This window comes from Paraburkholderia denitrificans (assembly GCF_042655705.1).
In the GTDB taxonomy this organism is placed as follows: Bacteria; Pseudomonadota; Gammaproteobacteria; order Burkholderiales; family Burkholderiaceae; genus Paraburkholderia; species Paraburkholderia denitrificans.
Genome location: NZ_JBHSMP010000036.1, coordinates 36,827 through 50,364, shown reverse-complemented (window position 1 = coordinate 50,364; position 13,538 = coordinate 36,827). Strand labels below are relative to the sequence as shown.

15 protein-coding genes are annotated in these 13,538 nt (G+C 64.3%); 6 read left to right on the top strand and 9 right to left on the bottom strand.

Annotation, left to right across the window (positions count from 1 at the left end; all coding sequences use genetic code 11):
* Positions 1-105: 105 nt before the first annotated feature.
* A complete protein-coding gene (locus ACFPTO_RS21885; RefSeq protein ID WP_377714662.1) occupies positions 106-588 on the bottom strand; it encodes an Lrp/AsnC family transcriptional regulator in 483 nt (160 codons plus the stop codon).
* Positions 589-851: 263 nt separating this feature from the next.
* Between ACFPTO_RS21885 and ACFPTO_RS21880 the strand changes: the two genes are divergently transcribed.
* A complete protein-coding gene (locus tag ACFPTO_RS21880; RefSeq protein WP_377714660.1) occupies positions 852-1,478 on the top strand; it encodes a LysE family translocator in 627 nt (208 codons plus the stop codon).
* Between the two features lie 131 nt (positions 1,479-1,609).
* On the opposite strand, the gene ACFPTO_RS21875 is transcribed toward ACFPTO_RS21880, so the two are convergent.
* The 8 genes from ACFPTO_RS21875 to ACFPTO_RS21840 form a co-directional block, all read right to left on the bottom strand.
* Positions 1,610-2,557 (bottom strand): DUF2242 domain-containing protein, encoded by a 948-nt coding sequence (locus ACFPTO_RS21875; RefSeq protein WP_377714658.1) that lies wholly within the window; start codon positions 2,555-2,557, stop codon positions 1,610-1,612.
* A 143-nt stretch (positions 2,558-2,700) separates the two neighbouring features.
* The gene (locus ACFPTO_RS21870; protein ID WP_377714656.1) at positions 2,701-3,138 is read right to left on the bottom strand and encodes a rubredoxin; all 438 of its coding nucleotides are present in this window, start codon (positions 3,136-3,138) and stop codon (positions 2,701-2,703) included.
* Between the two features lie 46 nt (positions 3,139-3,184).
* Positions 3,185-3,322: a hypothetical protein gene (locus ACFPTO_RS21865; protein WP_377714654.1), complete on the bottom strand. Its 138-nt coding sequence runs from the start codon at positions 3,320-3,322 to the stop codon at positions 3,185-3,187.
* A 269-nt stretch (positions 3,323-3,591) separates the two neighbouring features.
* On the bottom strand, positions 3,592-4,359 hold the full coding sequence (locus ACFPTO_RS21860; protein WP_377714652.1) for a GntR family transcriptional regulator: 768 nt from the start codon (positions 4,357-4,359) through the stop codon (positions 3,592-3,594).
* A 43-nt stretch (positions 4,360-4,402) separates the two neighbouring features.
* On the bottom strand, positions 4,403-5,761 hold the full coding sequence (locus ACFPTO_RS21855) for an aspartate aminotransferase family protein (protein WP_377714650.1): 1,359 nt from the start codon (positions 5,759-5,761) through the stop codon (positions 4,403-4,405).
* A 137-nt stretch (positions 5,762-5,898) separates the two neighbouring features.
* Positions 5,899-7,563: a SulP family inorganic anion transporter gene (locus ACFPTO_RS21850; protein WP_377714648.1), complete on the bottom strand. Its 1,665-nt coding sequence runs from the start codon at positions 7,561-7,563 to the stop codon at positions 5,899-5,901.
* 222 nt (positions 7,564-7,785) lie between these two features.
* A complete protein-coding gene (locus ACFPTO_RS21845; RefSeq protein WP_377714646.1) occupies positions 7,786-8,199 on the bottom strand; it encodes a DoxX family protein in 414 nt (137 codons plus the stop codon).
* A gap of 132 nt (positions 8,200-8,331) precedes the next feature.
* Positions 8,332-9,057, bottom strand: coding sequence for a pirin family protein (locus tag ACFPTO_RS21840; RefSeq protein WP_377714644.1), 726 nt, complete (start codon positions 9,055-9,057; stop codon positions 8,332-8,334).
* Positions 9,058-9,181: 124 nt separating this feature from the next.
* Here ACFPTO_RS21840 and ACFPTO_RS21835 point away from each other — a divergent pair, with 124 nt between their 5' ends.
* From ACFPTO_RS21835 to ACFPTO_RS21815, 5 genes are all read left to right on the top strand, one after another.
* The gene (locus ACFPTO_RS21835; RefSeq protein ID WP_377714642.1) at positions 9,182-10,090 is read left to right on the top strand and encodes a LysR family transcriptional regulator; all 909 of its coding nucleotides are present in this window, start codon (positions 9,182-9,184) and stop codon (positions 10,088-10,090) included.
* 307 nt (positions 10,091-10,397) lie between these two features.
* Positions 10,398-10,961 (top strand): alkyl hydroperoxide reductase subunit C, encoded by a 564-nt coding sequence (gene ahpC, locus ACFPTO_RS21830; protein WP_377714640.1) that lies wholly within the window; start codon positions 10,398-10,400, stop codon positions 10,959-10,961.
* Between the two features lie 152 nt (positions 10,962-11,113).
* Positions 11,114-12,715, top strand: a complete 1,602-nt coding sequence (ahpF, locus tag ACFPTO_RS21825; RefSeq protein ID WP_377714638.1) for an alkyl hydroperoxide reductase subunit F — start codon at positions 11,114-11,116, stop codon at positions 12,713-12,715.
* Positions 12,716-12,933: 218 nt separating this feature from the next.
* A complete protein-coding gene (locus tag ACFPTO_RS21820) occupies positions 12,934-13,227 on the top strand; it encodes a GYD domain-containing protein (RefSeq protein WP_377714636.1) in 294 nt (97 codons plus the stop codon).
* A 96-nt stretch (positions 13,228-13,323) separates the two neighbouring features.
* Entirely contained in the window at positions 13,324-13,527 is a 204-nt protein-coding gene (locus ACFPTO_RS21815) for a hypothetical protein (protein ID WP_377714635.1), read from the top strand.
* Positions 13,528-13,538 lie beyond the last annotated feature (11 nt).

The window sequence follows — 13,538 nt, the reverse complement described above, 5'->3', positions numbered from 1 at the left end:
GCTATCCAGGCGGCGACGCTGGCGGCGCGTTAGAAGATGAAAAACTACCTCTAAATTGCGCGCGCAACGATTCCGAACACGATTCGATCGTTTCAGCCGCGCGGCCTACACCTGCATCGACGGCACGTCTTTCATGCAGCGCAACGCGAACATCGACCGGCTGTGCCGGATGCCCGCGATGCGATAGAGCTTCTCGCGCAGGAAGCGCTCATAACCCGCGGTTCCATCGACTGCAACCTTGATCCAGTAGTCGTACTCACCCGAGACGAGATAGGCCTCCAGTACCTCGGGCAGCGCCGCGAGCGCTTCGCCGAAGCGGGCGAGGGCGTCGTCCTCGTGGCGGTCGAGCGTCACTTCCAGAATCACGATGTCCGCGTAGCCGAGCTTTTTCTGGTTCACGAGGGCGACATAGCCGTCGATATAGCCATCCGCTTCTAGCTGGCGCGTGCGATTCCAGCATGCCGTGGTGGACATGCCGACCTGTTCGGCCAGTTCGGCATTGGACAGGCGTGCATTCGTTTGCAGCGCGCGCAGGATCTTGTGATCCTGGCTGTCGAGTGTTCGGGCGGGGCGTTCGCGGGCGATCATGGCGAAAAAGAATTTTGTTCAGTTAATACGATTTACTGCGGAAGAACGTTCTGCATTTTGCCTGAAGCGGCACAAAAACAGGAAGCCTTTACAGCGGTGCGGCCGGTATATTTTCCGGCGTGCCTTCATGCCCCGGCACGACCCGCGCGGCCACCTTGCCTGCGCGGGGCGCGCTGCCGCAGCCACAAGCCGCGGCGGACCGTCCGGAGGGCGTGAAGGCATTCACACGCCGATTCCCTTGCCTGTCTTGCAGAACCACAACGATGTCGATCCAGCTGTATCTGTCTTTTCTTGCCGCCGCACTCGTACTCGTCTACACGCCCGGTCCCGTCAACGTCATGACCATGAGCCACGCGCTCCAGGCCGGCTGGCGCCATGCGCTGCCCTGCGTCTGGGGCAGCACGGTTGCCGTACTGCTCCAGCTCACGGTGACGGCGCTCTGCCTCAATTCCCTGCTTCTCATCAGTGAGCACTCGCTCACCGTGCTGCGCTGGCTCGGTGCGGCTTATCTCGTCTGGCTCGGTTTCAAGCAATGGCGCAGCGGCGCACTGGCGGGCGCACAGGCGAGCGACGATGCATCGGGCGACAGCCGCCGCGATCTGTTCTGGCGCGGCTTCGCGACCTCAGGGCTCAATCCGAAGACGCTGCTGTTCTTTCCGTCGTTCTTTCCGCAGTTCATGCGCGCCGACGCGCACTGGAGCGAAAACCGTCAATTTCTGTTGCTGGCGGTGACGTTTGCCGTGCTGTTCGCGCTCGGCGTGGCATCGATGGCGCTGTTCTCGCACCGGCTGCGCCACACGCTGCAACGGCCCAGGCGCGCGCGCGCCATGAACCGGCTGATGGGCAGTTTGCTCGTGGGTATGGGCGCGCTGATGGTTGGGTTGCGCTAAAGCGCGTAGCCAGGTGCAAGGGCGCGCAAGAACGCGCCGCCCCGCAGCGGGCGGGCGCAAGCGCGCGAGTGGGCGCTCACCTGGCGCCGCAGCGTTGCGGAGATTGAGGGTGCTTGGGGGGCTTGAGCCGGTTACGGCGTAGCAGGCGTTGCTGAAGCGGGTGCAGCGCCCGTTGTCGCGTTGCCGCTGCCGCCTTGAGCGGCGGGAGCCGCCGCCGTTGTGGCGGGCGTGGATGCCAGCGTCGTCGCGCTGGCCGCCGCAGGCGCTGCCGCGGAAGTGGCGGCAACGTGCGTTGCCACGGCTGCGTCGCTGGCCGCCGCCGCTGCGCCGGTCGCATGCCGTGACGTGACGGGTGCGAGCGCCGTTTGAGGCGTCACACCTGCCGCAACGGGTTGAAGCAGGGACGCCGGATCAGCCGATGCAGCCGTCGCAGCGGTATCCGGCGCCGCCGGATGCGGCGCGGCAGCCGGCACGGTAACGGGCGGCGGCAGCGGCGTGACCTTGATCTTCCCCGTATCCGGTACGGCTTCGCTACGCGCGGCGGCACCCAGATAGTTCCCGACCAGTTCGAAGAAACGGTTGTAAAACTTGCCGGACTGGATCGTTTCGCTCGAAATCTTGACCATCGCGTCGCTGTTCGAGCGGATCGGCAGCGAGACCGACCCCAGAATCGACAATCCCACGCTCGCCGACGTGTCGCTCTTCTTCAGCGCAAAGCCGTTTTGCACGGCATTCACGTAGACCATGCTCGTGTTCGCCGCGTCGCCGTCCGTACAGACCACGTGGATTTCAACCACGATGTGCGAATCGCTCTCGGGCTGGAAGTTCTTCGAGGCATCGACGGTGCCGTCGTGCCCCAGCGTCGTCATGTAACCCTGGCTCAGGAGGGCGCGGCGCGACGCTTCGCAGGCGTCGCCGCTCGCGTAGCTGAAGCTGCGCGAGAACTGGTTGGGTGCGCTGCTCAGCAACTGGTCGTCCTGGAATTTCGGCTTCGGCGACGAGCACGCGCTCAATGCGACGACAACCGCAGCCAGCAACGGACTCAGCGGATACAGGGAAAATCTCGGAAAGCGGAACATGTTCGGACCAGATCAGACAGCAATGCATCGGACGGCATGCATTGTAGTTCGGTTCCGCTTTGCATGACGCAAGAGTCTGTTTTTTGCCCGGACCCTGAAAGCCGTTCGTCGGCTGGGCGGCCGTGCGCCTCGCGCGGCAGCGCCTAGAACTCGACCAGCGCGAAATCGTCCTTGCCGACATCGCAAAGCGGACAGCGCCATTCGTCGGGCACGTCTGCCCAGCGCGTACCCGGCGCGAGGCCGTCGTCGGGTGCACCCGCCGCTTCGTCGTAGACCCAGCCGCAGATCACGCAGACCCATTGCTTGAAGCCGTCGTCGGCAGCCGTTGCGTTCGCGGTGCCGTTGTGTGCGTCGTGGGACGCGGCATCGGCGTCTTTCGCGCGCGGCGTATCGAGCGCATCGAGTGCGACAACGCGCGGTGCCGACGTGCCGCCTGCGCCATGACTCAGTTGCGTCTGCAACGCTTCCAGCAATCGGGCGGCTTCGCCGGCGGTGAGGTCGATCCAGTAGGGGTCGCCTGCGCCGTCATTCAGGCGTTCGGGCGAGAACTGGATTTCGAGGGCAACGCCTTTCTTGTACATGGGCAAAAACGGGGGAACGAGCGGACTGGCGGGCGGATGGCCGCGTTCAGAGAAAATGCCGTGCGATGAGCGACACCGCAACGCCGCTCGCGCCGATCAGCGCGAGAAACAGCAGCAGCGTCATCGCCTTGCGCGACGAAGCGCTCGAATTGGCGGGGACAGAAGATTGGGAAGGGGTGTTCATAGTGTGTGCGAAGGGCTGTGGGCGCCGGGTGCGCGACCCGATGGGCGCGCGGCGCGTGAGTGTCGCACGATTTCGTGCATGCGTCGACGCTGGCGGTGCAGCCGTCGCGCCGTGCGGCGCAGCGTGCTTGGCCGTTGCCGCGAAGGCGTGATTATCGCCGCAAAATCACCACGAAATGCGCACCGATTCGTGCGCGAGCGGAGATGGACTATTTCCCGCTGGTTGGGAGCGGCCGCGTGCGCCTTGCGGTTCGCGTGCGGCGAGGGAGATCAAGTCCGCAGTTGCGCAGGCGCGGTGCGGCGCCGTGCGGGCCGACCGGCGCGGGCACTGATTTGCGTGTCACCTGCGGTGTTGCCCACGCCGTTGCCCGCGCTGTTTCCTGAAGCATCAGGCAGGCAGTGCTTGTGCAACTGCTGCGCGGCGTGCCGCAAATCGCGTTCGATTGCGCGCCGCACGCCTTCCGCGTCGCGGCGCTTGAGACGTCGCATCAGGGCGTCGTGAGCGTCGTTGAGCGTGGCCGCGAAGCCGCTGTCGTCGAACAGCAGGTTCGAGATCGGCCCGACTTGCATCCAGACGGTCTCGATCAGATCGACCAGCAGCGGCGAGCCACACGCGCGGTACAGCACGAGGTGGAACACCTCGTTGGCGTCCAGGTAACGCGTGCGTTTGTTCTGCGCAAGCGCCTCGCCCATGTGCGCGCAGAGCGCGTCGAGCTGCGCGATCTCGTCGTCGGTGAGCCGGGGCGTAGCGAGGCTCGCCGCTTCGCCTTCGAGCATCACACGCACGTTCAACGCATCGTCGAATTGCGCGCGCGTGAGCTGCGGCACCAGCACGCCGCGATTGGGCACGCTCACGAGCGCGGATTCCGCCGCGAGACGCACGAGCGCCGCGCGCACCGGCATCTCGCCGACGCCCAGTTGTTCGGCGAGTGCGTGGATGCGCAGCCGCTCGCCGGGCACGAAGCGTCCGAGGCTCAGCCATCGGCGCAGCGTCGCGTAGGTTTCGTCCTGCAACGATTGGTGGGCGCGTGTTTTCATCGCGACGAGTCGGACGTGGTGAGCGAGGCTGGCGTTGCGCGGCTCATGTCAGTTCCGTCAAACATGCGTCGAAGGCTTCGAGCAGGCGGTCGACGTCGTCGGCCGTGGTGTCCGGGCACACGAGCATCATGTTGTGGAACGGCGTGATCAGCACGCCGCGATTCAGCAGATACAGATGCACGATGTGTTCGAGTTCGTCGTCCATCGCGGCGCGCGCTTCGGTGCCGTTGCGCGGCGGCGTGGCGCAGAACTGGAATTCGGTGCGCGCGCCCACGCGCGTCACGCACCACGGCAGATCATGACGCGCGATTGTCGCCACAAGCCCGTCGGCCAGGCGTTGCGCGAGCGCGAACATTTGCTCGTAGGCCGCCTCGGTCATCACTTCGGCGAGCGTTGCGCGCATCGCGCTCATCGACAGCATGTTTGCCGTGAGCGTCGTGCCGATGCCCGAATGGCCGGGCGGCGCGTCGAGCTTCGCTTGCTGCGCGCGCGCGGCGAGCTCGGCGGAAAAGCCGTAGACCGCGCACGGCATGCCGCCGCCCACCGGTTTGCCGAGCACGAAGAGATCGGGTTCGATGTCATGCATGCGCGCGTACCCGCGCGCTCCGCTGCTGATCGTGTGGGTTTCGTCGATGGCGAGCAGCGTGCCGTAGCGGCGTATGAGCGCCTGGGCTTCGCGCCAGAAGCCGGGTTCGGGCAGCACCATGCCGACGTTGGTCATTGCCGGTTCGGCCAGCACGCAGGCGACTTCGCCATCGGCGAGCGCCTTGTCGAGCGCATCGAGATCGTTGAATTCGACCACGCGCGTAAAAGGCAGCAGATCGTGCACCTGGCCGAGCAGGCTCGCACGCTGCGTCGGCACGCCGTCGATCAGATCGACGAATACGTCGTCCACCGTGCCGTGATAGCAGCCGTTGAATACGACGATGTGCTTGCGCCCCGTCGCCGCGCGCGCCCAGCGCAGTGCGAAGCGGTTCGCGTCGCTCGCGGTCATCGCGAATTGCCAGTACGGCAGGCCGAAGCGCTGTGCGAGGGCTTCTCCCACGGCTGCGGCGTCCTCGCCCGGCAGCATGGTCGTGAAGCCGCGCTGTGCCTGCGCCGCGATGGCGCGCGCCACCGGTTCGGGCGCATGACCGAACATCGCGCCCGTGTCGCCAAGACAGAAGTCGGCGTAGCGATGGCCGTCGGCATCGGTGAACGTCGCGCCGCGGGCGGCCTCGACATAGAGCGAGAACGGCGTCGACCAGTCGTTCATCCAGTGCAGCGGCACGCCGAACAACAGGTGCTGCGCCGCGCGCGCCGAAAGCGCCTGCGACTTCGGACGGGCCGCGATAAAGGCTTCGCGCTCGCGTGCAAGAACGCGCTGCGCGCGCTCCCGGCTCACGCGTTGACGGGTTGGCATGGGTGTCTCCTGTGTGCTTCTTTTTGGCCGCGCGCCGCCTGCCTGCGATGCGCGTCACGATTTGATCAAATCATCGCACGGGAGATTGGGGAAAGTAAATTTGATCGAATTTCCGCGGCCAGCGACAAAACCTCGATTCAATGAGTCGTTGCCTGCGCATCGAGTAACGAATGCACGCAGACGTCCACGCTCAGTTCGTTCAGCGCCGCAACGGGCAGCGCGTCGGTCGCCGCGCGCGTGAGCACGTGCAAGACGCGCGGCTTGAGGCGCGCGAGCACGAGCTTGCGGCCGTCTCGTGAGACTTCGGCGGCGTAGGTCTGCAGGGCTTCGATGGTCGAGCCGTCGATATCGGCCGATTCTTCGAGGCTGATGATCGTGTGCCGCATGCTCTCGTCGTGCTTCGCCGTGAGCATGCGCAGATGCGAGAGCACGCGCTCCACGTTGGCGAAGAAAAGCGGCGCTTCCGGCCGCACGATGATCATGCCCGGCACCGGGTGGGCATCCGGATGGCTGCGCGTATCGACGAAATCGTGCGTGTCGCCGAGCCGCCCCAGCACGCTCACCTTCGGCTCCGAAAGATTGCGCAGCGTCCAGAGCAGGCTCACGGCGATGGCGAGCAGCAGGCCGTCCAGCACGCCGAGCAGGAGCACCGCAAGACACGCGCCGAGCGCGAGAAAGCGGTCGCGCCGCCACTTGAGATACGGCGCGAACACGTGCGGATTGATCGTGTGGCTCACCGCGTGAATCACGATGGCGGCCAGCACCGGCTCGGGAATATGCGCGATTTGCGGCAGCAAAAGCGCGACCATCAGCGCGATGACGGCGGCGGCGGTCCACGCCGCGACGCGCGTCTGAGCGCCCGCCGCCTCGTTGGCGGAGGTCCCCGAATAACCGGCGCCCACCGGCATGCCGCCGAAGAGCCCGGAGACGAGATTGCTCGCGCCGAGCGCGGCGAGATCGCGGTTCGGCGAGAACGGGTCGTCGTGCTTCAGGGCAAAGCCGCGTATCGAGCCATACGACTCGGCGTAGACGATCAGCATCATCGCGAAGGCCAGTTCGCCGCAGCGCAGCCATTGGGTGCGTTCGAGATCGGGCAGGCCGAAGCCGATGTGCGCGAGGTCGATGCGGCCCACCTGCACGATGCCGTAGTGCGGGAGATCGACGGCATAGCCGAGCACGATGGACAGCACGATCACGACGAGCGTGGCGGGCACGCGCGGCCAGCGTTTGAGCGCGTACAGAATGACGAGCGCGGCGATGGCGAGTGCGCCGCCGTAGAGGCTCCACTGCTTCGTCGTTTCGAGCAGGCCCCACAGATAGCGCGGCGCGTCCGAGTGCGTGGGGTTCACGCGCAGCGCGAGTCCGCACTGCTTGAGAACGATGGTGATGGCGAGCCCGAACGTGAAGCCTCGCAGCACGGACTTGGCGATGAAGTCGGACATGTTGCCGAGACGCGCGGCGCTTGCGATGAGGAAGAACAGGCCGGCCATGATGATGATGCCTGCGCCGAGCAGGAGCCGCGTGGCGGCATCGCCGCCGGATGCGGAGAGCGTGACGGCGGCAAGCACGGCGGCCGATGAAGACGTTGACGATACAACAGCAAAACGGCTGTTGCCGATCACGCCATAGATCGCGAGGCCCGCGATCAGCGCGACGATACCGGCTTGCGGCGGCACGTTGCCGATGTTGGCGTACGCAACGGCTTCGGGCAGCAGCAGGCCGGCGATTGCGCAGCCGGCGAGCAGGTCCTTGAGGTGGCGCTGGTAGAAGCCCGGCGCGGCGCCTGGTGTGGCCGTGGACATGTCGTGCCTCTCTCCCTGTGTTTTTGTGTTGGGTGACGTTGGGGATGGTAGCGCAGAAGACGTCGTTTCAGGCCCAGGGTCATGACGGCGCTTTACCGCAGTGCAGCAGCGCAGTGCGGCAGCGCGGAGCAAGCGCTCGATGCAACAGCAATGAAAAAGGCGCGATGCGTCAAGCGTATCGCGCCTTGGGGGAGGGGAGTGCGAATGCGCTCGGGCAGGCGACTACTTCCGGTCGAGCGAGATTCGTCCGGGCCCGGCCACGGCGAGCGCGAGCAGTCCGCCCGCGATGCTGACGTTCTTGTAGAAGTTGATCATGTCGCCCATTTGCGCCATGCCGGTCTCGGTCCAGAAGCGATGGCCGATCAAGGCTGCGGCGATGGTATAGAGCGCGAGCAGCACGGCGAGCGGGCGCGTGAAAAAACCCACGACGATCAGCAGGCCGACGACCAGCTCCATCACGACCGCGATGGCCGCCGATACGGTGGGCGCCGGTGCGCCGACGTGCGCCATGTACATGACGGTGCCCGTGAAGCCGTTGGCTTTTTGCCAACCGAACAGCACGAACAGCGTAGCAATCAGGATGCGGGACACGAGCAGGACCGCGTCGTTACCCTGGCCGAACAGGTTGTATCGCATGTTTCCCTCCGACGGGATGACGTTGTTTCAGTTCTTTTCTGACGATATGAAGCCTGTGGAAAGAGAGGCCCGGGCGGGCCTCTCATACAGACTATGCAATTCCACGCGGCAATGCCACGCCGCGATTACACGTTACGACCAGAATTCCGACGATTCCATGTTGCGAAGATCGAAGACCAGCACTTCGGCGTCGTCGCCCTGACTGAACGTCAGTTCGCGTTCGTTGCGGATGCGAGCACCATCGCCTTCGCCGAACGCGACGCCGTTAACACTCACGCTGCCGCGCGCGACGTGCACGTACGCGAAGCGGTCTGCGCCGATGGCGAGCTTCGCGCTTTCCGCACCATCGAAGCGGCCTGCATAGACGCGCGCGTCCTGGCGTATCTCAAGCGAGTCCTCGGCGCCGTCCGGCGAGAGCACGAGCCGCAGCTTGCCTTGCTTCTCGGCCTCGCTGAAGTTCTTCTGTGCATAACGCGGCTGTGCGCCCTTCACATTCGGTGCGATCCAGATCTGCAGGAAGTGCACGGGTTCGTTCGCCGAGTGGTTGAACTCGCTGTGCGTGACGCCGGTGCCCGCGCTCATGAGCTGCACGTCGCCGGGGACGATCACCGAGCCGTTGCCCATCGAATCCTTGTGCTCGAGTGCGCCTTCGAGCACGTACGAGAAGATTTCCATGTCGCGGTGCGGGTGCTTGCCAAAGCCGCGTGCCTGGGCGACGCGGTCGTCGTTGATGACGAGCAGATCCGAGAAGCCGATCTGCTTCGGATCGTAGTAGTTCGCGAACGAGAACGTGTGACGTGAGCTGAGCCAGCCGTGTTCGCCGCGACCGCGCTGATCTGCCTTGCGAAGTTCAATCATTTCGACCTCCAGTGATGTTGTCCGGTTGAGTTGCCTGAACGAATGAGGCGTAGTTTAGGTCAATCAGACTGTGTCTAATTGCCGTAAAATACGACTCACTGTCACCAATAAGTGGACAATGGCCATGCAATTCGACGACATGCGGATCTTCATCGCAGCCGTGGACGCGGGCAATTTCACGGCCGCCGCCAACCGGCTGCGCCTGTCGAAGCAGTTCGTGAGCCGGCGCGTGGCCGCGCTGGAGGGGAGCCTCGGCGTGCGGCTGCTCGTGCGCAATACGCGCAATGTGGCCGTGACGGATCTCGGGCAGGACTTTTATGAACGCGCGAAGCGCATTCTCGCGGACGTGGGCGAGGCCGAACGCGCCATGTCCGCACGCCGCACCGAGCCGCGCGGGCTGCTGAAAGTGAGTGCGCCGATGTCGTTCGGCATGGTGCATCTGTCGCCGCTCGTCGCCGAATTCTTGCGCGCGCATCCAGATGTGCGCTTCGACATGGATCTGAGCGACCGCACGGTCGACGTGATCGGCGAGGGATTCGACATGGCGCTGCGTATCGGGCGTTTGCAGGATTCGACGCTCGTCGCGCAAAAGCTTATCGACGTACGCATGATCGCGTGCTGCAGTCCCGGTTACCGTCGCCGTCGCCAGGCACCCGCTACGCCCGCCGATCTCGCGCAGCACGCATGCTTGCCATACGGGCAGCAAGGGCGCGCCGCGTGGGCCTTCGTTGTCGACGGCGTGGAGACGTCAGTCGATGTGCAAGGCCCGCTGCGGGCCAACAACGGCGAAGTGATCCGCGACTCGGCTATCGCCGGACTCGGCATTGCGTATCTGCCGGACTTCATCGTCGCGGGATCGGTCGATGCGGGGCTATTGGTCGAAGTGCTCACGCCGTTCATTGCGCCGCCCGTCGCGCTGCATGCGGTTTATCCGCGGCATCGCGAAAGTTCTGTGACGATCCGCGCGTTTACGCAATTTCTGCGAGAGCGTCTCACGGCGCGTGCAGCGACCGCGCGCGGCGGCGCGCTTTGATGCGGCGGCGCGCGGTCGCTGCACGATGCGCCGGGCATGCAAGCGGAATTTCCAGAAAATAAGCGGGGCAATGGGGCGTAGTGTCGCAGTTTCGTTGTATCCTCACGCCCCGTTGGTTGCTCACACCTGTTGCGCGCACCCATTGCGGTTCGCGTGTACGGTCACGGTGATAGCGGTCGTTTCGAAGGCCGATAGCAATTCCCAATACCCGCGATCAAAGCAACCAATTTATCAAACGGGTCCGATTCACGTAAATTGTGCCCATACCTTTTCCAACCCATTCCAACCCAGAGCGAGGAAGCAACGCATGTCTCTCATCAACACGCAAGTCAAGCCGTTCAAGGCCACCGCTTATCACAATGGCGAGTTCGTTCCGGTCTCGGAAGAGAACTTCAAGGGCAAGTGGTCTGTAGTCGTGTTCTACCCGGCCGACTTCACGTTCGTGTGCCCGACGGAACTGGGCGATCTGGCCGATCACTACGCTGAATTCCAGAAGCTGGGCGTCGAAATCTACGGCGTCTCGACCGACACGCACTTCACGCACAAGGCATGGCACGACACGTCGGACACGATCGCCAAGATCAAGTACCCGCTCGTGGGTGACCCGACCGGCGCGATCACGCGCAACTTCGAAGTGATGATCGAAGAAGAAGGCCTCGCACTGCGCGGCACGTTCGTGATCAACCCGCAAGGCGACATCAAGCTGTGCGAAATCCACGACAACGGCATCGGCCGTGACGCAAAGGAACTGCTGCGCAAGGTGCAGGCTGCGCAATACGTCGCGTCGCACCCGGGCGAAGTCTGCCCCGCCAAGTGGACGCCGGGCGCTGAAACGCTGAAGCCGTCGCTCGACCTCGTCGGCAAGATCTAAGCGCTTCACAAGCCGTAAAACAAGCAGTAAAGCCTGAGCGGCCATCGCGGCGGCGACGGCTGTATCACCTCCGGGCCGCGCCTTCGCGGCTTGCGGCCCGGACGCCTTATCAGGCATTCCCCTCCCTGCTTCATCCTCCGCCGGAAATCGCCATGCTCGACGCCAATCTCAAGACTCAACTTAAAAGCTACCTGGAAAAGATCACGCAGTCGCTCGAGATCGTTGCGTACCTCGACGATGGCGAGAAGTCGCAGGAACTGCAGGGGCTCCTGCAGGACATCGCTTCACTGTCCGATCGCATCCGTTATGAAGAACGCCGTGGCGCCGCAACGGGCGACGCGCGCGTGCCTTCGTTCGAAATCAGGCGTGCGAATGTGGACGTCAAGGTTGCGTTCGCAGGCATTCCGATGGGCCATGAGTTCACGTCGCTCGTCCTCGCGCTGCTGCAGGTGGGCGGTCATCCGGTGAAGCTCGAAAACGACGTGATCGAACAGGTGCGCGCGCTCGACGGCGTGTTCTCGTTCGAAGTCTATATGTCGCTGTCGTGCCAGAACTGCCCGGAAGTCGTGCAGTCGCTCAACGCGATGGCGACGCTCAACCCGAACGTGAAGATCGTCACGATCGACGGCGCGCTGTTCCAGGATGAAATCGAGCAGCGCCAGATCATGGCCGTGCCGACGATGTATCTGAACGGCGAAGTGTTTGGCCAGGGCCGCATGGGCGTCGAAGAAATTCTCGCGAAGCTCGATACCGGCGCGACCGCTCGCGCAGCCGAGAAGCTCGATGCGAAGGACATTTTCGACATGCTGATCGTCGGCGGCGGACCCGCTGGCGCGGCGGCAGCGATCTACGCGGCGCGCAAGGGCATTCGCACCGGCGTGCTGGCCGAACGCTTCGGCGGCCAGGTGCTCGACACGATGGCAATCGAGAACTTCGTCTCGGTACCGGAAACGGAAGGGCCGAAATTCGCAGCGGCGCTGGAGCAGCACGTGCGCGCCTATGACGTCGACATCATGAATCTCCAGCGCGCCGAGGCGCTCGTGCCGGGCGACAAGGCAATCGAGATCCGCACCGCGAGCGGTGCGACGCTGCGCGCAAAGAGCGTGGTGCTCGCGACGGGCGCGCGCTGGCGCAACGTCAATGTGCCGGGCGAACAGGAATACCGCAACAAGGGCGTGGCGTACTGCCCGCACTGCGACGGTCCGCTCTTCAAGGGCAAGCGCGTGGCGGTGATCGGCGGCGGCAATTCCGGCGTCGAGGCGGCCATCGACCTCGCGGGCATCGTGAGCCACGTGACGCTGCTCGAATTCGGCGCGCAACTGCGTGCGGACGAAGTGTTGCAACGCAAGCTGCGCAGCCTGCCGAACGTTACCGTGCATGTGAGCGCGCAGACCACTGAAATCATCGGCGACGGCCAGAAGGTGACGGGCCTCGCGTATCTCGACCGTGCGACGGAGGTGAAGCATGACCTCGAACTGGAAGGCGTGTTCGTGCAGATCGGCCTCGTGCCGAATACCGAATGGCTCAAGGGCACGGTCGCGCTGTCGAAGCACGGCGAGATTGAAATCGACGCGAAAGGTCAGACGTCGGTTCCGGGCGTATTCGCCGCGGGCGACGTGACGACGGTGCCGTTCAAGCAGATCGTGATCGCCGTCGGCGAAGGCGCCAAGGCATCGCTCGGTGCGTTCGAATATCTGATCCGCTCGTCGGCGGAGCAGGAAGAGGACGCGAAGGCGGCCACGGCGGTCGCATAAGCGCTGCTGAAATCTTCCGTCCGGTGGATGAGACGCCAGCCTCTGCGCTGGCGTTTTTTTTCGTCTGCGGATTGTGTGAGATGCGTAGAGAGCGGTGGTATGTCCGTTCGCGTTGCCTAAAATGAAATGGCGCACGCTGCCGGCTTGCGATAGCGTCCGGCGCATCGTAAGACACTGCGCGCGCATCCCGACACGTTCACTCGTAAAGGGGGATCGTCATGGCAACGTATGTAGTGCTCGCACAATTCACCGATCAGGGAATCCGCACCATCAAGAACAGCCCGCAACGGGCAAGCCAGGTCGAGGAAATCGCGCGCGGCTTCGGCTGTGAAATGAAAGAGGTCTACTGGACGCTGGGCCACTACGACATTGTGGCCATCGTCGAAGCGACGGACGAGCAGTCGCTGACTGCATTCGGCCTCGCGCTCGGCTCGGCGGGCAACGTCCGCACGCAAACGCTACGCGCTTTCACCAAGAGCGAAATGGGCGCGATCATCGGCAAGCTGTCCTGATTCGCCGACCGTCAACTGCATTGCCCGTGTTCCGCACGTCCTGGGTACGGGCGATGCTACCTGTGATCGGTTTCCTGCCGATTTTGCGGAGGTCAGATGAACGCTCAAGGCAAAGGCGACGTACGCGCATCCGTGCAAACCGCCGAACAGATTGGCGGCTGGGTGTGGGTCATTACACTGGTCGACTTCGACGCGCGCGAGGTCCGGCGCTCGCTGGTATCCGAAGAAAGCTACACCACGCAGCGCGCGGCGAAAGACGCGGGCGACGCCCGTCTCCAGGCGCTCGCACACGATCAGTAGTCAAACCGGGA

Coding starts and splice junctions, on each gene's coding strand:
- ACFPTO_RS21835 (WP_377714642.1), top strand. CDS start 9,182: ATGCAATTCGACGACATGCGGATCTTCATCGCAGCCGTGGACGCGGGC.
- ACFPTO_RS21885 (WP_377714662.1), bottom strand. CDS start 588: ATGATCGCCCGCGAACGCCCCGCCCGAACACTCGACAGCCAGGATCAC.
- ACFPTO_RS21850 (WP_377714648.1), bottom strand. CDS start 7,563: ATGTCCACGGCCACACCAGGCGCCGCGCCGGGCTTCTACCAGCGCCAC.
- ACFPTO_RS21880 (WP_377714660.1), top strand. CDS start 852: ATGTCGATCCAGCTGTATCTGTCTTTTCTTGCCGCCGCACTCGTACTC.
- ACFPTO_RS21860 (WP_377714652.1), bottom strand. CDS start 4,359: ATGAAAACACGCGCCCACCAATCGTTGCAGGACGAAACCTACGCGACG.
- ACFPTO_RS21845 (WP_377714646.1), bottom strand. CDS start 8,199: ATGCGATACAACCTGTTCGGCCAGGGTAACGACGCGGTCCTGCTCGTG.
- ACFPTO_RS21820 (WP_377714636.1), top strand. CDS start 12,934: ATGGCAACGTATGTAGTGCTCGCACAATTCACCGATCAGGGAATCCGC.
- ACFPTO_RS21815 (WP_377714635.1), top strand. CDS start 13,324: ATGAACGCTCAAGGCAAAGGCGACGTACGCGCATCCGTGCAAACCGCC.
- ACFPTO_RS21855 (WP_377714650.1), bottom strand. CDS start 5,761: ATGCCAACCCGTCAACGCGTGAGCCGGGAGCGCGCGCAGCGCGTTCTT.
- ACFPTO_RS21840 (WP_377714644.1), bottom strand. CDS start 9,057: ATGATTGAACTTCGCAAGGCAGATCAGCGCGGTCGCGGCGAACACGGC.
- ACFPTO_RS21870 (WP_377714656.1), bottom strand. CDS start 3,138: ATGTACAAGAAAGGCGTTGCCCTCGAAATCCAGTTCTCGCCCGAACGC.
- ACFPTO_RS21865 (WP_377714654.1), bottom strand. CDS start 3,322: ATGAACACCCCTTCCCAATCTTCTGTCCCCGCCAATTCGAGCGCTTCG.
- ahpC (WP_377714640.1), top strand. CDS start 10,398: ATGTCTCTCATCAACACGCAAGTCAAGCCGTTCAAGGCCACCGCTTAT.
- ahpF (WP_377714638.1), top strand. CDS start 11,114: ATGCTCGACGCCAATCTCAAGACTCAACTTAAAAGCTACCTGGAAAAG.
- ACFPTO_RS21875 (WP_377714658.1), bottom strand. CDS start 2,557: ATGTTCCGCTTTCCGAGATTTTCCCTGTATCCGCTGAGTCCGTTGCTG.